Consider the following 18,969-nt stretch of genomic DNA (forward strand, 5'->3'; position numbering starts at 1 on the left):
GCTATCTTTGTTGTGAGTCAAATAATTTGTCGTCAAATGGGAAATAGTTAAATGAAAGTTTTCAAATTTAATAAGTTAGCTGCACTGTCCGCAGTTGTGCTGATGGTTGGTTCTTTTGGTGCTCAGGCAGCAACCAAAGTCATTCAGGTTAGTGCTTCTGTTGATACCAGCCTGAGTGTTGATGACATCTCTGGTACCTGGGATGCGCCAATCATCATGGAGGCAAACTCAACCAATAACGGTCTTGAGACTGTAGCTATGACTCTGAACTTCACTGCCAATAGCTATAAAGACGTCAATGTCACACTGCAGAGCTCACCGGCTCTGGTCGATGCTCAACAGAATCTGAGCATTCCTCTGGTATTTAAACTGGGCGGTGAAACTCTGACTCAGAATGAAGCGATCACCGCTGCGAAGACTGACCTGTTTGAATATGACTCCGATAATTCATCCATGACTGGTCCTAAGAATATCCCGCTCACCATTGAAAGCGCTAACAGCGATGCTCTGCAAAGCGGAAACTACACTGGTAGCTTTGTGCTGAACTTTGAGTTGCAGCCTTAACTTAATATCACACACTCATTCTATTCGATTTGGCTGAAAACTGGCCGAATTAAGTATGGTTTAGTAAGAGAGGCCTAATATTGGTTACCAACGGTATTAGGCCTCTTTTTTTCAAATTATATCAGGGAAGTCTAACAAGTGTTTGTTGATGCTGAGATACCAAGTCTGGATGAATGTGTACTTCACTCATGGACCTACTACTCAATGAGCAAATGCGTTGCCTTGACTTCCGGAGAGTCAACAGACGCAACCAAATATTTAAAGAAGAAGTTTCCTGGGCTGCTTATCGGTTTTGATAGTCGAACTGTCAGCGCAGAGAAGCTCGATGCGTTTCGAGCGGCGCATGGCATTGTTGTCGTTCCAAGAGAGAATAGCCATAACAAGGCACCATCTTCAAAAGCACAGAGTGTGAACGAAACCGAACAGGTTGCCGATAAAGAGGTAGATGAACACGACACTCCCGCTTATGTGGTTGTTGCACCAGATTGGTACACTGAAGATGATGAGTACCAGCAATACCACCTATATGTAAATGGGCGAAATGGCGTAATTTCTGAGACTAAAATCAAAGATGGCATTGTCAAGTTTCGTGGTGATATTCCTTTAGCTAAGTATGTACACAATCTTTCTCTTTCCGATGCAGAGATCAGTGCAATTACGAATATACTGACGGAAGGTGTGGATATTGGTAAAACCATCGCACTGGATTCTGGCACACAGTTTGGCCTGTCAGTCGATGACCCCAGCTTGTCACTTTCTATCATTAAAGATGATCAGGAAGAGGTGTACTCCTATGGTTTGAAGAGAGGCATTATTCATTGGCAAAACCTCTCTGTACATTTCGATGATGTCAGTAGTGACATTAATGCCAACCTTAGAGCGAAAGACAGCTACAAGGGCCAATTTGGCATGTTCAGTATGGATTACTATGGTCAGGCCAATGATGGCGATTCGTACTTGAAACTGCAAAATGCTTCATTCATGCTCAAGCCCTTCAATAACGGCATGCAGATGGGTATCGGTTGGCTGACAGATGAAAGCTACAACGAACCCTATGGCACTTTGGGTTACGCGAACCTGCTCAAAACCCATCGCTTCGCAGGACTTGAATTGTTCAACTTCAGCTCATTTGACCATGAGTTTAAGGTAAACCAAAGTGGCGAAGGCTTTGATGTATTCTCTCGAGGCTATGCGTATGCGTCGATATACGCCAATGGCCGCTTTGTTACCGGCATTAATCTTGCGCCAGGTTTTAACCGTATTGATGACCGCCTGTTGGATGACGGTCAGAATCTGGTTGAGGTAAAGAAGCGATACAATGATGGGACAGAGGATTCTGAGACCATTAATTACTTCAAAAAATCGTTAGCTCGAGCTGATGAGCAGTCGATATATCTGAAGTTGGCGCTTGGAGCAAAAGAGATAAACGGAGCGTATCAGGGAGCGGTGACGCTTAAGTCTGCCCTTAACTCACACTATGGCGACATCGACTTTCAAACCTCCTATTTTGCCGAACTTGGTGACGTTTCGTCGGAGTTGGAGTATCAAAAGTCGTTCGGCCCTTTGATGTTTCAACTATACGGTGCTGTGGCAACGAATGGGGAGTCTGGATATGGGACCCGAATTTCCGCCAGTCCTTTCTCTCGTGTGTACAGCAGTCTCGAATATCGCTCGGTTGATTCCAAAGATTGCAGTGAGCAGAATCAATTTCTCTCATATAACTGCTTTGATGACCTGAACGCCTACATGTCGGTTCAATTGCCCTTTGGGGTCTTTGCTACCTACAACTATAAGTACGTGGATTACGCTACCTCCGGCGTTCGAGCTCAAACAAATCGTGTGTCATTAAACAAATATCATCACTTTTCCAATGGTATCACTCTTGGCTTGAACGGGAGTTTTGAGCAACGTGATGATATGAGTAATTTTATGAGCGGCATGGACAGTGAGAATCTGTATGTAGGCTTTAATCTGAGTTACAGCCAGGGTCAACACTCAATGAGTTACGATGCCTCATACAATGACGATCTGTTCAGGGAAACCTCCTACCCGACACAAGGGCACTCACTGGGCTACTCAACGCGGTTCGATGATCTGTCTCTGAGTGCACGGGCGGGAGTAACCCGAAGCAAACTGGCGACCAGTCACCATGCCTCTGTATCAGCACGATATGGCTCAGACTTTGGCGCCTTTTATGGAAGTGGCTCGTTTTCGCAGTCCCGTAACCAGTTTTCCCTGGCGCACGATTACCTTTTGGCTGTTAACGACAGGTCATACAGTTTCAGGTCTCACCAAACTGCCTATACGGATACTGGTGTGATATTTGATACCGGAACCATCCCGTCAGATGAGTTATTGACTGTTACGCTGAAAAGCAAGAATAGCGTAATTAGCTATCGATTGGATGGCAGCGAACAAAAGTTCTTTCCGCTGGAACCTGGAAGGTACAACTTAAGTGTTAAATCCACGGAAGTTAATAAATCAAGGCTATCAGACATACTTATTAATGAAAAGTTGATCGATATCTTCAAAGGCGATGTCAGGACAATTGATTTTACTTATAGCGATAAGTTTATCATCGCATTTAATGATATTGGGTCGGCAGATAGGGGTTCGATCAAGATAAAGGGATGCGATCGAAACTTTGGTTCAGATGGTGATTACGAATTTACCTGTACATCGAAAGACCTATTGAGTGATGGAGTGTTTGAAGCGTCAGTCAATGATGAAATCCTGCTTTGCCGGTACAACAATATGAGAATCTATAGCGATATCTATTATTCATTAGGGAGTGTACGTTGTGAGTAAAATTTTCCCTTTGCTTTTTTTGTTATTCTGCTCTTCCGCGTTTGGGATCTCGGTTAAGCCAATGGAGCTTTATGGGACTGAGGAAGAGTTGGTCTCCAGGGTGATAAAGGTAACTAACACATCGAAGCATGATGAGTTTGTCAGAGTTAACCTCTATCAACTGCTGAATCCTGGCACGCCAGAAGAAAAAGAGATGAAGGTTGAGAACACCGATTCTCTCGATATGTCGGTCTACCCGCGTCGTTTTAAAGTGGGACCGGGAGAATCTAAGCAGGTGAGGCTGTTACTTCCCAACAGTAATATACAGTCTGAGAAGCTATATCGAATCCGCTTTGTACCGGTTTCGTCTTTTGACAAAGGAATGACGATAAACGTTTCTTACGGAGTGTTGCTTCGTGTATTGCCAGTGCACAAGGAGCCGACTCTTCTGTATCGCTCGGATAAAAATGGTGTCAAACAATTTACGAATGTCGGAAACGTCAGGCTGCATGTTCAGACGACTTGCAACTCGGAAGAGCGTTCCGAGTTTAGGATCTACCCGGGAACGAGCATTGAAATAATGCCAGGCTGTGACACGGAAAATTACGGATTTAGAGATGATAACGGGACGGAAATTTCTTACTGATTGATAAATCAGGAATAGAAAGCGCTTATCTTTCCAGTTTGTCTCGGAGACGATGTATTTTCACTAACGAGGTATGACTGGTTATGATCGTTATCATGTTGTTGTCACAATACCTGAGTTATTGTTTTGGGAGCCACGTTTATGTACAAACTTAATCTGCAACGAGCATCAATAATAACACTTTACATTGCAACGCTGTTTTTTATAGTCGGTACAGGATCCGCTAATGCGGTCTATCGTGGCTCCACTCATACTGAAACGCACAACATCACTGTCGATGCATCTAAAACAACAGATAACTATAGAGAGTGGTTTTGGTTAGACTTACCTGCAGTAAGCTGTCTGCCTAATGATACGTTTAGGGACTGTGTCAAAGAGGAGTATTCGATGCTCCGTAATGATCTTCTGCTTTGGGCGAATGCGGCTTACATGCTTCCAGCAGCGAGCAACTGGAACCCAACTTGGTATATTAAAGGTGTCGGAATTCTGCCGCTTGCCGTATATAGTAACGATACGGATGAAATGTACCTGGCGGAATTTGGATGCAGTTTTCAGCATGAAGATAATCATCTTCATCGATGCATGTCTGGAAGAGGTGGAATAGTAGCGGATGTGCCCGACCACTTCCAGCACCTAAATCGACGAAGGGTCGGCTTAAGGCTTAGATTCTCAGACTTTGCTAAGCTTCCTAATGGTCAGTATACGGCTACGTTCAATGCACCATTTATGGACTGGCATGAGCGATTTCTTATTTTAAATGTTTCGGTTCGGATAAATGTTACGGTGATGCGTTCTGATGGGGATGATGCTGAGGAAGCGCCTGTCAAACTGCATGCTTTAGAGGGACAAGTTCTTCCCATTAACTTTGTTTCACTGGATACGGAGAACCAGTACGGAACGGGCAGCCTGGACTTTTGTCTGGAAGCTCCGGATTATTCAAATCTAACCATAAAAGTTGTCGGTCAGGACGTTTCGTATCCAGATTCTCTTGATTCAGAAAGTGCATATGGAGTCCGGACGCCAGGTGTTTTTGTATTGGCTAATCGCTCTGATTCGGTTCTGGATGCGGCAAACGCCATTATTCGATACAGAATTATCTCCAGAACGCTGGGATTGACCAATTCAGGGAACGAAAAGCAATACTGTGGCGAGTTGAATTATGGTTTTTGCTCTAACATACCGAAGCTCTATGACTTTTCACCACTCCCTGACTCGCCAGCCCCTGGAGGAGGAACGTGCAAGCGATTCGACATCTCTGTCGTCACCATGCCCTATAACATCTACCGGATACAAGCGGGAGACTACTCGTCATCGTTTTATTTGAATGTGGATGAAAGACCCTAGGCGTCGCAGGTGCAGAGATAGTAAAAAACCACCTGCATAGCAGGTGGCTTTCGATTAGCCCCCTAGAAGGGGGCTTTCCACTTAGGTGGGGAGATTCAGGCCTTGCTGCCTCTCCTCCTCCTGCCTTGAAGCTCTATTTTGGTGTCTCACATAGCGCCGAATGATTTCTTCGTTAGCACCCACTGAAGGCGTTGTTGATCAATTCGTTCTCGGGGAAGCCCGGCCCCAAGGGCTTTTCCGGGTTTAGTTGACCATCTGGCGGACAGGCATACCCAGTCCTATGACTTTGTTCATCGCCTTCACACCAGCCAACGCCTCACCGACCTGAGCATCATAATCACGAAGGCTCAGCTTCGGACTGATAAGCTGCTTGTAGCGACCGGCCGTAATTACCGCCTATTTAACGTGAACGACGATTACAAACGCGAAGGACTGGCGATTGAGGCGGGCTTGTCATTGCCGTCGCTTCGGGTGATCAGAGCACTGGAACAGCTATTTGAGTATCGCCCTAAACCGTTAATCTTACGCTGCGACAATGGTCCTGAGTTCATCAGTGCTGAATTTACCAACTGGGCCAAATCAAAAGGGATCCGGATTGAATATATCCAACCTGGCAATCCACAGCAGAACGCTTACATCGAACGCCACAACCAGACCATTCGTTACAGTTGGGTTAGCAAGCACCTGTTTGAATCCATCGAAGAGGTACAAGAACATGCCACCCGATGGCTCTGGTTTTATAATCATGAGCGGCCCCACAAGGCCAACAACGGCAGGCCACCATTGATGGCAGCCTAATCTCTACTTTTAACTGCGGTTAAAAATGGGAGGACTACCAGTTCTGTTCACCACCGCCATAGGCGGTGGTTTAGGGATGACAACAAAAAGCCCCGCTTATCGGAGGGCCTTTTTCGTGAATCGTTTATCTTTGATGACACAGCCTGTCGTGCTGACCGCCGTTATCGAATTACCCTTTTAGAGCCGTCGAGGCGGTGAACAAAAGCCTGATTCGGCTACAAATTTTGATGGTGGTCGCTTTTGTTTTACAGCCGATGCGTCAGCCCGTCGGCCAGGATGTGGTGATAGGCGCGCCATGCCAGAATGAATCCCGCGGCTGAGCGGGCCAATTGAACTGCCAGCATCATCCACAGGATGGTACCGAAGGGCAGATCCAGACTCAGCACCAAACCATACTGGGCCAGCGCCAACTTGTCGCCTTGATTCTTTGGGCTTAGCTAGAGTGCAAACCATCGCAATTCACCAGGATCGTCTTGTTGCGGATATGTCCTTAGTCTCGGCATTGTGTCTTCGCTTTATCCTTCATCGTAAGGCGTAGCGAGTGTGGCTTCCAGCGTATATCCGGCAGAGAACTCCTCCACCGAGAAACTGTTGGTATTCAGTTTGCCGGTAACCCAAATGGCGTCCCAGATGATGTCGAGGGGGATCCCCTCTTTATACTTCACGTAGACCAACTGGTTTGTCGGCGGCGGGGGGACATGAACGCAGGCGCCAAAATAGGGCACCAGAAGAAACTCGGTAACCTTGGTTTCATCGCCCTCTAGCGGCACGATAAAGCCGGGCAGACGTATGGTTTCGCCGTTCAGCTCCGGTACCACCGGGCCGGTGGACTGTACCCAGGGATCGCCACCGCCCATCAGCTCTTCCTCTGGGCCAAACGGCATACCAGCATGGGGGTTGGCGGGCATCAGCGGTTGGTTGCGCTCACTCTCCGGGCGCAGATCATCCCACTCCAATACCCGAACGTCTGCCATAACCTGGGTGGAAAACAGTAGGCTCAAGGCCAGGATAACGATGTTCTTCATGTGGTCCTCACAATCGTTGTGTCAGCCCGTCGGCCAGGGTGTGGCGATAGGCGCGCCAGGCCGGAATCAATCCCGCTGCCGAACCGGCCAGCTGCACGCCCAGCATCATCCATAGAATGGTGCCGGAGGGCAGATCCAGACTCAGCACCAAACCGTAATGGGCCAGGGCCAGTGGTGCAAGTGCTAAGATGACGGCCTGCGCCAGCAGGTAGCCCAGCAGGGTACCGACCAAAGCCAGTAGGGCCGCCTCGGCCCACAGTAGCAGGAAGATATGGCGTGGGCCGGCGCCCATGGCCCGTAGAATCGCCATCTCCCTCCGACGTTCATTCAGGCTGGCCAACAGGGTGGTCAACATGCCGGTTAACCCCACAGCCACGACGAAAGCTGCGACAATGGCGAGGGCCTTCTCAGCCTGGCTTAGCAGGGTCCAAAGCTCTGCCAGGGCCATTCCCGGCAGCACTGCAGAAAGTGGTTCACCCCGGTAGGTGTTGATCGCCCGCTGCACACCCAGCAACTGGAACTTGCTCTCCAGCCCCACCAGAAAAGCGGTGATGGTGTTTGGGGTAAGATCCATCTGCTTGACCTGGTCCACCTTAACGCCGTGGGTGCGGACACCCCCCTGCCAGCCCACATGGATCGCCTCAATGGCTTCCAGCGAGACGTGCAGGGTGCGGTCAACCGGCGTGCCCGTGGGGGCTAGAATGCCGACCACGGTAAAGGGCATATCGTCATGCAGCGAGAAGCTGGTGGAGCCGCCAGCACCGTGGGCCAACGCCAACTTGTCGCCCAGCTGGTAACCCAGTTTCTGCGCCACTTCGGCGCCCAGCACCACCTCGAACAGGTGGTCGAAGCGTTCGCCTTGGGCCAGAGTCAGGGCCTGCTTCTTGCCAAAACGGTAGTGGTCAAAGTAGGCCTGGTTGGTGCCGAGAACCCGATAGCCGCGATGGGAGTCACCCAGCGACAGCGGGATGGTCCAGGCGATACCCCGGGTATTGGACAGGCGCTCGTAGGTGTCCCAGCCGATGTTGTTGGTGGCGTTGCCCAGCCGGAATACCGAATAGAGCAGCAGGTTGATATTGCCGCTGCGGGCGCCCACCACCAGATCGGTGCCTGAGATGGTGTTGGCAAAGCTCTGTTTGGCTTGGCTGCGGACCAGCTCGACCCCGATAAACAGCGCCACTGCCACGGCGATCACGGTCAGTGTCAGCAGGACGCTGGTCAGGCGGTTGCGCAGACTTTGCAGCATCAGTTTTAGCATCGCGTGACCTCCGTGCCCTGTTCATCCACCTGCAGCTGGTATTGGGTATCCACACATTCGGCCAGGGCCGGGTCATGGCTGACCAGCAACAGGCTGGAACCCGCCGCCTGACACTGAGCGGTCAGCAACGCCATAAAGCGGTCACGGCTATCCGGGTCCAGTGCTGAGGTTGGCTCGTCGGCCAGAATCAACGCCGGCGACCCGATCAAGGCGCGGGCGACCGCCACACGCTGCTGCTGTCCGACGGACAGCTCGGTTACCGGGCGGCTGAGCACGGATTGTGGCAACTCCATGGCGTCCATCAGCCGACTCACCTCAGCTTCCGGGTCAGATACCCGCTGTCGGCGTTGCGGTGCAAACTTCAGCGGCAGCACGATATTGTCGTGGACGCTGAGGTAGGGCAGCAGGTTGAACTGCTGGAATACGATGCCCATGGATTCGGCCCGAAGTCGGTCGCGCTTGCCGGCGCTTAGCTGGGTCAGTTCGACGCCGGTCAATTGCAGGGTACCGTCGTCCGGCCTCAGTACCCCGGCGATCAGGTTGAGCAGAGTGGACTTGCCGCTGCCTGACACTCCCTTAAGCATGGCGCGCTCGCCCGCCTCCAGAGTCAGTTTGGGTAACCGCAACTGGCGACCGGACCCGGGCCAGCGATAATGCAGGTTGTGGATTTCAAGTTGGTGCATGGGTTACCACTGGACAGAGGGAGAGTTGGGAGTCAGCTCGGCGCCGCCACTGCCCTGTTCGGTCAGGCGCTGCAGCGTGAGACGGTGGATATCGGGGTAGTGCTTAAACAGGGGGACCTCGAGCGCCTTGATGGGGCCTTGGCAGGTCCAGAACCATTGCGCTTCCAGCTCCATATGGCCGCTGGCATCGGGATTGTCCAATCCTGCCGGTGGGGTGATTTCGACCCGGCTCGGCTCGCAGTCGGCGCCGCTGGAGAGAACAAAAAAGCGGTGGCCAGCGGTCAGTTGGCCCAGAACCTGCTGGACCAGAGCCCGCTCGTCGTCGTTTTGCGGTGCTCGTTCAAAGCCCCACAGGCTGTCGGTCGGCAGCGACAGCTCCACCATCACCTCGTTGCCTTCCTGGATCAGGGTCAGTTCTCCTTCACCATGCACGTGGGCGCCGTGTCCCGCACCGTGGTGCTGATGGTCATGGTCATGGTCATGGTCATGGTCCATGGCGCCCTTCAGATGGCTGTCGTGGGCGTGGCTATCGACGGCGGACTGGTCTGTGGCTGCGTGGTCATGGCCGTGGTCGTGATCGTCATGGGGGTGGCAGGCGGACAGGCTCAGCGTCGCGGTGATGGCGACGGCAGTCAGGGTCAGGGTTTTCATTGCGGGTTCTCCCGGGTCGGTTTGCGAAAAAGGGTTAACGGAGCAAAGCGAACGGGAGTGCAGGGGGGTCGCGGTTGCCGGTGAGGACCGGCGGAGGCGTGGGGCAAAGAGGGCTGGTGGCGGCCAGCGTCAGCACGGGGCTGGCGTTGGCCAGGGGCGTGGGCACCGCGCCGGGCAGTACATGCAGCCAGTGGTCAATCAGCTGGCCCTGGGCGCATAAGGCGCTGCCATCATGGTGATGCAGCGCCTCCGCCAATGCGTGGCTGGCAATCAGGGACAGACATAGGGTCCAGCCCAGTAGCAGCGTCGCGATCAGGCGCCGCACGCGACAATCAACCAAGCAGGTCCAGCACCACCTGGTGGTGGTCCTTGGTTTTGAACTTGTTGATGAACTGCTCAACGGTGCCATCCGGGCCAATCAGGAAGCTGAGGCGGTGGATGCCGTCGTATTCGCGGCCCATAAACTTCTTCAAGCCCCATACGCCAAAAGCGTCGGCGACGGCATGGTCTTCGTCGGACAACAGGGTGAAGTTGAGCTCATCACGCTCGGCAAACTTGGCCAGGCGCTTTACCGGGTCCGGGCTGATGCCCAGTACCACAACATTGTGGTCATCCAGCTGGGCTTTTACGTCGCGCAGGTTTTGGGCCTGCACGGTGCATCCCGGGGTCATCGCCTTGGGGTAGAAATAGACCAGCACTTTCTTGCCGGCGAAATCGGCCAGAGAGACGTCGTTATTGTTTTGGTCCTTCAGGGTGAACTGGGGGGCTTTGTCACCCGCTTGCAATGGTTGCATGGGCTCTCCTTATTGGGTCAGTCAGTCGGTTTGGGCGCCTTCCATACGGCGGAACCGGCAGGTCAGGTTCAGCTCTTCAGCCAAATCACTCAGATTGGCTTCCAGCGCATCCAGGTCCACTCGGGCGGTGGCATTGATGCGCACTTCCACCTGCTGCAGGCCAGAACCGTCCTCGCTTTGGCGGGCGTTGGAGCTGAAGCCCGCCAGATCCAGTTCGCGGTCGGCAAGGAACTGGGTGATCTGCTTCATGGTGCCGCGGCGGTCCTGACCCTCAAACTCCACCACCAGGCGCGAGGTAAAGTCGACGGCGGTGTGCTCGGAGGTGCGCTTGCAGATGGTCAGCAGTTCCCACTGCGCGGCGTGCATCGGCAGTTCGTTTTCCAATCGGGCAATGGCACTGTAGCTGCCGCCCACCAGCATAATCAGGGAAAACTCGTTGCCAAAGATGGCAACGCGGCTGTCGATGATGTCGCAGTCACAACTGGCAGTGAGGGTAGCCAGCTTATTGACGATGCCGGGACGGTCGGTGCCCATGGCGGTAACGGCCAGATACTGGGTCATGTTCGGTCCTATCTTGGTCGGGGCGACCGCAATGGCGGAAAAGTGAAGTGCCCCGGGTTCCACGTAAACGCGGCCATGCTAGCACAAAGGGTTTCGCCGGTCGCTCCCTTGTCTTCAACCAGGTGCAACAGTACCATAGCTTGCTCTGTAACGTAGGGAATAGACGGGATGTTTCGAGGCAGTATCGTCGCTCTGGTGACGCCGATGAACCAGGACGGCTCGGTGGATTTTTCCGCTTTGAGCACACTTGTGAACTTTCACATCGATAACGGTACCGACGCCATTGTGGCCGTGGGTACCACCGGCGAGTCTGCGACGCTTAACGTGTCTGAGCACGTCGCCGTGGTTAAAGCCGTAGTGGAACAGGCCGCAGGCCGGGTGCCGGTGATCGCCGGTGCCGGTGCCAACAGCACCGCTGAGGCCATCGCCCTGACCAAAGCCTGCGACGAGGTGGGCGCGGACGGCATGCTGAGCGTGACCCCGTACTACAACAAGCCGACCCAGGCGGGTCTGGTGGCACACTTCTCTGCCATTGCCGCGGCCACTGACAAGCCCATCATTCTGTACAACGTGCCGGGCCGAACCTGCTGCGACCTCAAACCGGAGGCTGTTGCGGAACTAAGCCGGGTAAAAAACATCGTAGGCATTAAGGAAGCCACCGGCGATCTGTCGCGGGTGACCCCGTTGCGTCAGTTGTGTGGTGACGACTTCCTGCTGCTGACCGGCGATGATCCGACCGCCATGGCCTTTATGCTGGCCGGTGGTGATGGCGTTATCTCGGTCACCAACAACGTACGTCCGGCCGAGTTTAAAGCCTTGTGCGATGCTGCACTCAGTGGCGATATCGTTAAGGCACGGGCCCTGGATGCCCAGCTGTATCCGCTCTATGGCGCCCTCTTTATTGAGGCCAACCCGATTCCGGTGAAGTGGGCAATGGAAGCCATTGGGGTAACAGAACGTACCGTGATGCGTTTGCCCCTGACCGAGCTGAGCGAGCAAGGAAAAGAAAAAGTGCGCGAGGCGCTGGCCGCCTCCGAGCCTGTTTGAGGGAAAGGAATGAAACACAATCGCTTAGCCATCGCCGCTTTGGCGCCGGTGCTTATCCTGGTGGGGTGCAGTACGCCACTGGAACGCCGTCAGGCCAGTGGTGGCTTTGACTATCTGGAGCAGCCCGCCCCGACGCCGCTGGTGGTGCCAGCGGGATTGGACGCGCCGCGCCTGAGCCGCGAATTTGATATCCCCAAACTGGGTGACAACGCTGAACGCGACGTGGTGGGGCCGCGCCTGGATGTGCGTCCACCGCTGCAGGTACTGCCGCTGGCACCGGGCACCCGTATTCAGGATGGCGTCGACAGCATCACGGTGTTGGTGGAAAGCAATCAGGACGATATCGACTTGGCCCAGGAGATCCACGACACCCTGCTGAAGTTCCTCGATGACAAGTCCATCAACGTGGCTCGTGATGACAGTGGCGTGATCGTCACCGACTGGATTGAGAACGAAGAGGTGATTGGCAAGTCCTGGTTCCGCGACAAGGTGTACCAGATCCGTCAACGTTACGAGTTCGATACCGTGGTGAAGGATCATGGTCGCAGTGGCTCCATCACCATCGAGTTGGTGGATCACGAAGAGGGGCTGGATGGTGTCGATGACAGCATTGTGCTGACCGATGCCGACCGTCGTCGCTACGCCATCGACATGCTCAACAACGCCATCGCCTACATGAACTTCGAGCGCCAGCAGCGCCAGGCCACTCAGGAACTGCTGAACGGCCGCGGCATCAAGACTGAGCTGGGCTTCGACAGCGACGAAAACACCGCCTTTGTGGCGGAAGCCAGCTTCGACCAGGTGTGGCGTCGTATGGACAAAGTGTTGCCGCTGCTCGGCTTCCAGGTGCGTGACCTGGACCAGCAACTGGCCACCTACTTTGTCGATTACGAGCCGGACGGTGGTTTCTGGGCGTCGCTCTGGGGTGACAACGATGAGCTGCCGCTGGAGGAGGGTCCGTATCAGATCCGTCTCGAGCCGATGGGCGAGCGCACCGCCATTACCCTGATGGACAACGAAGCCAATCCGCTGCCGACCGAAACGGTGACCCAGATGTATAACCGCTTCGCGGAACTGCTGCAGAAAGAGAGTCGCGACCTGCAGTAAATCCGCACAACCGGTCCAGCCAAAAAGCAGCCTCAGGGCTGCTTTTTTTGTGGCTGAACAGCGCCCTGGGTAGCGCAAATGTTGCGCCTTGGTGCGGCAAATGATCGTAGTTGTATTTGGAAATGGCTGGCTGGCACTTCTTTACATTCATTGACGAGGGCTTGGGGTACCATGCCGCCACTGAATTGGAGATCCGCCCCGATGATTAAGAAGTTCCTCGTCCCTGTTGTTGTGCTTGCGGCCGCTGGTGCCGCCTACCTGAACCTGGCCTCGGCTGGCGCTGATGCCGGTAAAAAGCCCGGCGCTCGCCCGGTTGAGGTGGAGACCGGCACGGTGGCAGCTTTGGAGCTGCCACAGCACCTGGCGCTGGTGGCCAACCTGGAAGCCTGGCAGGCGGTGACCATCGCCCCGGAAGTCTCCGGTCGACTGGTGGCCCTGATGGTGGACAGTGGTGACAAGGTCAAACAGGGCCAGGTACTGGCCCGTCTTGATGACCTGCAGCAGACCGCCCAGCGTGATGAGGCCCGGGCTTACCTGGCGGAGGCAAAACGTTTGCTGGCGGAACGTCGCCGCCTGGCGGATAAGGGCGCCATCTCGGCATCCGAGCTGGCGGCTCAGGAAGCGGAAGTGGCGATGGCAGACGCCCGCCTGGCCAGTGCTGAGGCGGAGTTGGCCAAGCGGACGCTGCGTGCCCCGTTCGATGGCGTGGTTGGTCTGGTCAGCCATGCCCCCGGTGCCCAGGTGGTCAGTGGTGAGGCCCTGATGACCCTGGATGAGCTGAATCGCCTGCGCCTGGATCTGGCGGTACCCCAGCGTTACCTCGCGGCCCTGCAGCCCGGCCAGCAGGTGAGTGCCCGCATCGACGCCTATCCGGAGCTGGGTTTTGACGGCACCCTGGTGGCGCTGGACAGCCGGGTGAACGCCAACGACATGACCGTGGCGGCCCGTTTTGCCTTCGACAACCGCGACGGCTACCTCAAACCGGGCATGCTCAGCCGCATCGATTTTGCCCTGCCGACCGAAGTGCGTCCGGTGATCCCGGTGCAGGCGATGGAGTACTCCGGCTCTGACCGTTTTGTCTACATCGTGGATGACAACAACGTGGCCCATCGCACCCTGATTGAGCCGGGTGTGCGCCAGGGCAATACCGTCGCGGTCGAGTCTGGCCTGGAAGTGGGCGCTCGCATCGTGGTGAAGGGGCTGGTCAGCATCAAGGATGGCAGCACCGTCCACGAAGTGGCGGCGGCGCCCGAGCGGGGTAACACGCAAGAGGTGGCTCGCTGATGCTGTTGTCTGACATCTCCATCAAGCGTCCGGTGATGGCCATCGTGCTGTCACTGCTGTTGACCCTGTTTGGCCTGGTGGCGTTTTCTCAACTCTCGGTGCGTGAGCTGCCGGACGTCGACGTCCCGGTGGTGTCGGTGACGGTCAACTATGAAGGGGCCTCGGCGGCGGTGATGGAAGACCAGATCACCAAGCCCATCGAAGACCAGCTGTCCGGGATCTCCGGCATCGATACCATCGAGTCCACCAGCCGAAACGGCTCCTCCCAGATCACCGTTAACTTTGATCTCGACTGGGACATCATGGAAGGCCTGTCCGACGTTCGCGATGCGGTCGCCCGCGCCCAGCGAAGCCTGCCGGATGATGCCGATGACCCGATGGTGCTCAAGTCCAACGTCAGTGGCGATGCGGTGTTGCGTTTGTCCCTGCGCAGTGCCGAGATGGACCGGATTGAACTGACGGACTTCGCCGAGCGTGTGCTGGTGGACCGTCTGTCGCTGGTGAGTGGTGTCAGTCAGGTCAGCCTGTATGGTGATCTGGAGCGGGTGGTGTACCTGGAACTGGACCCCAGTGCCATGGCCGGTCGGGGCATCTCGGTCAGCGCGGTGGAGACGGCACTGAACAACCAGAATCTCGAGCTGCCGGCGGGGCAGCTGCGTAACCGTGATCAGGTGATGTCGGTACGGCTGGAACGGGTGCTGAAGAATGTCGAGGACTTCAGCCGCGTGGTGGTGCGCTACGACGACGACGGCAGTCCGATCTACCTGTCGGACATCGCCCGCATCTACGACGGCGCCAAAACCGAAAACAGCATCTTTAAGAGCAATGGCCTCAACGCCCTTGGCTTTGCCATTGCCGCTCAGTCCGATGCTAACCCCATTAACGTGGCCAAAGGCGTACGGGCATTGATCGACCAGATCCAGCCGCAACTGCCACAAGGGATGGAGTTGGAGGTGGCCTATGACGCCACCATCTTTATCGAACGCTCCATCAATGAGGTGTACCAGACCCTGTTTGTTACCGCCGCGCTGGTGGTGGCCGTGCTTTACCTCTTCCTGGGGCAGGCCCGGGCCACCCTGATCCCGGCGGTGACGGTACCGGTCTCGCTGATTGCTGCCTTTATGGTGGCCCAGTTTGCCGGCTTCTCCCTCAACATCCTCACCCTGATGGCCCTGATCCTGGCCATCGGTTTGGTGGTGGATGATGCCATCGTGGTGGTGGAGAACATCTTTAAGCACCTGGAGCGGGGCAGTTCGCCTTTGGTGGCGGCCTACAACGGCACCCGTGAAGTGGGCTTTGCGGTTATCGCCACCACCGCTGTGCTGGTGATGATCTTCCTGCCCATCGCCTTTGCCGGTGGCATGGTGGGCAAATTCTTTACCGAGTTTTCGGTGACCCTGGCGGTGGCGGTGATCTTCTCCTCGCTGATCGCCCTGACGCTCACCCCGGTGATGGGGGCCAGCCTGCTGAAGGCCAATGTGAAGCCCAACCGTTTTAACGCCTGGGTGAATCGTCAGTTTGCCGCGCTGGAGAACGGCTACCGCCGCAGCCTCGAGCGCTCGCTGAGTTACAAGTGGGCCGGCCCGTCCATCATTGTGCTGGCGCTGGTGGCCGTGGCATTGCTGTTCCCCCGCATCAACACCGAGTTCGTCCCCACTGAAGACCGGGGCGTGCTGTTCGTGTTTGTGAAGGGCGCTGAGGGCACCGCGTTCGACCGCATGGTGAAAAACATGGAGGCTGTGGAGGCCCGTCTGCTGCCCCTGATGGAGGAAGATGGCCCGCTGCAGGCGATGAACCTGTCCACCCCGGCCTTTGGTAACCGCGGCGATCAGACCGGCTTCTTTGTGCTGCTGCTGAAGGACTGGGCGGTGCGGGAGCAGCACAGCAGCGAAATCCTGGCGCAGTTGCGCAAAGATCTCAGCGGCATCCCCGATGTGCGGGTGTTCCCGATGGGGCCGGGCTTTGGTGGCGGCAGCTCCGAGCCGGTGCAGTTTGTGCTGGGTGGGGCCGACTACGATGAACTGGACCGTTGGGCCCACGCCATCATTGACGCCACCGCCGCACGCCCGGAAGTGCGGGATCTGGACTCCGACTTCTCCCAGACCACGCCGGAGCTCTTGGCCCGGGTTGACCTGGAAGCCGCCGCGCGCGTCGGCATCAGTCCGCGGGACATCGCCCGCACTCTGGAAGCGGTATTGGGCGGCATCAGCCGCACCACCTTTGTGGACCGGGGTGAAGAGTATGACGTTTACCTGCGCGGTAATATCGACCGCTTCGATGACGCCTCCAAACTGTCCGGCATCTACATGACCACCCCGTCGGGTGAGCGGATCACCATGGCCAGCCTGGTGCAGTTCGAGGAGATTGGCTCCGCCAGTCGCCTGAAGCGATACCAGCGCACCAAGTCGGTGACCATTCAGGGCTATGTCGGTGAAGGCCACACCCTGGGTGAAGCGCTGAACCTGCTGGAGCAAACGGCCAAGGAGATGCTGCCAGCGGACATCACCATCGACTACAAAGGGGAGTCCAAGGACTACAAGGAGAACCAGGCTGACACCTTCCTGGTGTTCGCCCTGGCCCTGATGGTGGCCTATCTGGTGCTGGCGGCGCAGTTTGAGAGCTTTATCAACCCGATGGTGATCATGCTGACGGTGCCGATGGGTATCGTGGGCGCCCTGTTGGGGCTGCTGCTGACCGGCGAGAGCCTGAACCTGTACAGCCAGGTGGGGATGATCATGCTGATCGGGATGGTGACCAAAAACGGCATCCTGATTGTGGAGTTCGCCAACCAGCTGCGGGACAAGGGCGTCGCCTTCGAACAAGCGGTGGTGCAGGGGGCCAGTGCCCGTCTGCGCCCCATCCTGATGACCGCCTTCACCACCCTGTTTGGTGCCGTGCCGCTGTTGCTGGCCACCGGAGCGGGTGCGGAGAGCCGTTACGCCATCGGCGTAGTGATCTTCTTCGGTATGGCGCTGGCCACCGTCATCACTCTGTATCTGGTGCCGATGATGTACCGCCTGATGGCCAAGCGTACCCACTCTCCTGAGCATCGCACCCACGAACTGGAGACAGCGCTGGAAGCGGAAGGGCAACGGCTCTGAACGGCCCTGAACGCTGAGTAAAAACCCGACAAACTGGCCGCTGTGATCGCGGCCAGTTTTTGTTCATCTGCCCCCTCGCCAAGTGGCCCGTTTGGGCGTAGACTTGCCGCCCTTTTTCCCCTTGTGAGTTGTTCCATGCTGCAGCGCCTGACAGCGTGGGGGCCGGTGATCCTGCTGGCCCTCAGCGCCTTTGTGTTTAATACCTCTGAGTTTGTCCCGGTGGGCCTGCTTGCGGCGCTGGGTGAGAGCTTCAATATGACCGCGGTGGCCATCGGCCCAATGCTGACGGTCTATGCTGCGGTGGTGGCGTTGGCCTCACTGCCGGCGGTGCTGCTGTTTGCCCGTTTTGAGCGGCGCGACCTGTTGTTGGGCCTGATGGGCCTGTTTGTCGTCAGTCATGTGGTGACGGCCTGGGCACCGAGTTACCCCATTTTGCTTTCCGGTCGCATCGGCATCGCGCTGTCCCATGCGCTGTTCTGGGCCATCACCCCGGCCATGGTGGTGCGGCTGGCCCCGCAGGGGCAGGGCGCCAAGGCGCTGGGCCTGTTGGCCACCGGTACGGTACTGGCACTGGTGCTGGGCATCCCGTTGGGGCGGATTGTGGGCCAGTTGCTGGGCTGGCGCATCACCTTTGCCCTGATCGGCGGCGTCACCCTGTTGTTGATGCTGGGCCTCTGGCGGGGTTTGCCACGTCTGCCGGCGGAGCGCGGTGGCAGCTGGCGCAGCTTGCCCGGTCTGCTGCGTAACCGTGCACTGATGTGGCTGTACGGCCTGACCACCGTGCTGGTCACCGCCCACTACGCCGTTTACACCTACCTGGAGCCGCTGTTGCAACAGCACTTTGGCTACGCCCCTGGCGTCACCACCCTGATGCTGCTGGTGTTTGGCGGCTCCGGCCTGGCCGGCAGCGTCCTGTTCGGCCGCTATCAGGCCCGTTATGCCCGCCCGTTGCTGGCGTTGGCCGTCGCGGTGGTGGGGCTGTGCATGGGTCTGCTGCCGCTGGCGGGCGGTCAGCTCTGGCTGCTGGCCGGGCTGTGTGTGGTCTGGGGTGCGGCGATGATGCTGATGGGCCTGTCCCTGCAAGCTAAGGGGCTGAAGCTGGCGCCGGACGCCACCGATGTGGCGATGGCCATCTATTCCGGCCTGTTTAATGTGGGCATCGGCAGTGGTGCCCTGTTCGGCAGCATCCTGGCGGCGCGCTACGGCGTGATCCACAACGGCCCGGTGGCGGCGGGGCTTATCCTGTTTGCCATGGTGCCGTTGCTGGGGCTGTTCCGGGCCCGTCGCCAGCTGCCGATGGACGGTGCTGCTGCCTGATT

Annotated in this window: 17 protein-coding genes and 3 pseudogenes; 10 read left to right on the top strand and 10 right to left on the bottom strand. The window is 56.3% G+C overall.

The window, feature by feature from the left end; all coding sequences use genetic code 11:
* Positions 1-51 precede the first annotated feature (51 nt).
* The 4 genes from FBAL_RS06525 to FBAL_RS20195 all read left to right on the top strand — a co-directional run bounded on the left by FBAL_RS06525 (position 52) and on the right by FBAL_RS20195 (position 5,341).
* Positions 52-564 (top strand): hypothetical protein, encoded by a 513-nt coding sequence (locus FBAL_RS06525; RefSeq protein ID WP_013344790.1) that lies wholly within the window; start codon positions 52-54, stop codon positions 562-564.
* 204 nt (positions 565-768) lie between these two features.
* The gene (locus tag FBAL_RS06530; RefSeq protein WP_013344791.1) at positions 769-3,372 is read left to right on the top strand and encodes a hypothetical protein; all 2,604 of its coding nucleotides are present in this window, start codon (positions 769-771) and stop codon (positions 3,370-3,372) included.
* Positions 3,365-3,997, top strand: a complete 633-nt coding sequence (locus tag FBAL_RS06535) for a hypothetical protein (protein ID WP_041251211.1) — start codon at positions 3,365-3,367, stop codon at positions 3,995-3,997. Before FBAL_RS06530 ends, FBAL_RS06535 begins: the two co-directional genes overlap by 8 nt.
* A 141-nt stretch (positions 3,998-4,138) precedes the next feature.
* Positions 4,139-5,341 (top strand): hypothetical protein, encoded by a 1,203-nt coding sequence (locus tag FBAL_RS20195; protein WP_013344793.1) that lies wholly within the window; start codon positions 4,139-4,141, stop codon positions 5,339-5,341.
* 81 nt (positions 5,342-5,422) lie between these two features.
* On the opposite strand, the pseudogene FBAL_RS20200 reads toward FBAL_RS20195, so the two are convergent.
* Positions 5,423-5,527: pseudogene (locus FBAL_RS20200) on the bottom strand (IS200/IS605 family transposase); the annotation flags it as partial.
* A 57-nt stretch (positions 5,528-5,584) separates the two neighbouring features.
* A pseudogene (locus FBAL_RS20205) lies at positions 5,585-5,719 on the bottom strand (IS5/IS1182 family transposase); the annotation flags it as partial.
* Here FBAL_RS20205 and FBAL_RS06545 point away from each other — a divergent pair.
* Positions 5,714-6,139 (top strand): annotated as a pseudogene (locus FBAL_RS06545) (integrase core domain-containing protein); the annotation flags it as partial. The pseudogenes FBAL_RS20205 and FBAL_RS06545 sit on opposite strands and share 6 nt — an antisense overlap.
* A 245-nt stretch (positions 6,140-6,384) precedes the next feature.
* On the opposite strand, the gene FBAL_RS20210 reads toward FBAL_RS06545, so the two are convergent.
* The 8 genes from FBAL_RS20210 to FBAL_RS06580 form a co-directional block, all read right to left on the bottom strand.
* On the bottom strand, positions 6,385-6,549 hold the full coding sequence (locus FBAL_RS20210) for a hypothetical protein (protein WP_216086808.1): 165 nt from the start codon (positions 6,547-6,549) through the stop codon (positions 6,385-6,387).
* 105 nt (positions 6,550-6,654) lie between these two features.
* Positions 6,655-7,164: a DUF3299 domain-containing protein gene (locus FBAL_RS06550; protein ID WP_013344794.1), complete on the bottom strand. Its 510-nt coding sequence runs from the start codon at positions 7,162-7,164 to the stop codon at positions 6,655-6,657.
* Positions 7,165-7,171: 7 nt separating this feature from the next.
* Positions 7,172-8,422 (bottom strand): ABC transporter permease, encoded by a 1,251-nt coding sequence (locus FBAL_RS06555; protein ID WP_013344795.1) that lies wholly within the window; start codon positions 8,420-8,422, stop codon positions 7,172-7,174.
* Positions 8,416-9,105, bottom strand: a complete 690-nt coding sequence (locus tag FBAL_RS06560) for an ABC transporter ATP-binding protein (RefSeq protein WP_013344796.1) — start codon at positions 9,103-9,105, stop codon at positions 8,416-8,418. The genes FBAL_RS06555 and FBAL_RS06560 overlap by 7 nt, the downstream gene beginning before the upstream one ends.
* Before the next feature lie 3 nt (positions 9,106-9,108).
* The gene (locus FBAL_RS19530) at positions 9,109-9,756 is read right to left on the bottom strand and encodes a ZrgA family zinc uptake protein (protein WP_013344797.1); all 648 of its coding nucleotides are present in this window, start codon (positions 9,754-9,756) and stop codon (positions 9,109-9,111) included.
* A 34-nt stretch (positions 9,757-9,790) separates the two neighbouring features.
* The gene (locus FBAL_RS06570; RefSeq protein WP_013344798.1) at positions 9,791-10,096 is read right to left on the bottom strand and encodes a hypothetical protein; all 306 of its coding nucleotides are present in this window, start codon (positions 10,094-10,096) and stop codon (positions 9,791-9,793) included.
* A complete protein-coding gene (bcp, locus tag FBAL_RS06575; protein WP_013344799.1) occupies positions 10,089-10,550 on the bottom strand; it encodes a thioredoxin-dependent thiol peroxidase in 462 nt (153 codons plus the stop codon). The genes FBAL_RS06570 and bcp overlap by 8 nt, the downstream gene beginning before the upstream one ends.
* A 21-nt stretch (positions 10,551-10,571) precedes the next feature.
* Positions 10,572-11,111, bottom strand: a complete 540-nt coding sequence (locus tag FBAL_RS06580) for a glycine cleavage system transcriptional repressor (protein WP_013344800.1) — start codon at positions 11,109-11,111, stop codon at positions 10,572-10,574.
* Positions 11,112-11,279: 168 nt separating this feature from the next.
* On the opposite strand from FBAL_RS06580, the gene dapA reads away from it, so the two are divergent.
* The 5 genes from dapA (at position 11,280) to FBAL_RS06605 (ending at position 18,967) form a co-directional block, all read left to right on the top strand.
* Positions 11,280-12,158, top strand: coding sequence for a 4-hydroxy-tetrahydrodipicolinate synthase (dapA, locus tag FBAL_RS06585; protein ID WP_013344801.1), 879 nt, complete (start codon positions 11,280-11,282; stop codon positions 12,156-12,158).
* Positions 12,159-12,167: 9 nt separating this feature from the next.
* Positions 12,168-13,265 (top strand): outer membrane protein assembly factor BamC, encoded by a 1,098-nt coding sequence (bamC, locus tag FBAL_RS06590; RefSeq protein ID WP_013344802.1) that lies wholly within the window; start codon positions 12,168-12,170, stop codon positions 13,263-13,265.
* A 201-nt stretch (positions 13,266-13,466) separates the two neighbouring features.
* Positions 13,467-14,549: an efflux RND transporter periplasmic adaptor subunit gene (locus FBAL_RS06595; RefSeq protein ID WP_013344803.1), complete on the top strand. Its 1,083-nt coding sequence runs from the start codon at positions 13,467-13,469 to the stop codon at positions 14,547-14,549.
* On the top strand, positions 14,549-17,650 hold the full coding sequence (locus FBAL_RS06600) for an efflux RND transporter permease subunit (protein ID WP_013344804.1): 3,102 nt from the start codon (positions 14,549-14,551) through the stop codon (positions 17,648-17,650). The genes FBAL_RS06595 and FBAL_RS06600 overlap by 1 nt, the downstream gene beginning before the upstream one ends.
* A 135-nt stretch (positions 17,651-17,785) precedes the next feature.
* Positions 17,786-18,967, top strand: coding sequence for a sugar transporter (locus tag FBAL_RS06605; RefSeq protein ID WP_013344805.1), 1,182 nt, complete (start codon positions 17,786-17,788; stop codon positions 18,965-18,967).
* Positions 18,968-18,969: the final 2 nt, after the last annotated feature.

Origin of the sequence: Ferrimonas balearica DSM 9799 (genome assembly GCF_000148645.1) — a bacterium.
Taxonomy (GTDB): domain Bacteria; phylum Pseudomonadota; class Gammaproteobacteria; order Enterobacterales; family Shewanellaceae; genus Ferrimonas; species Ferrimonas balearica.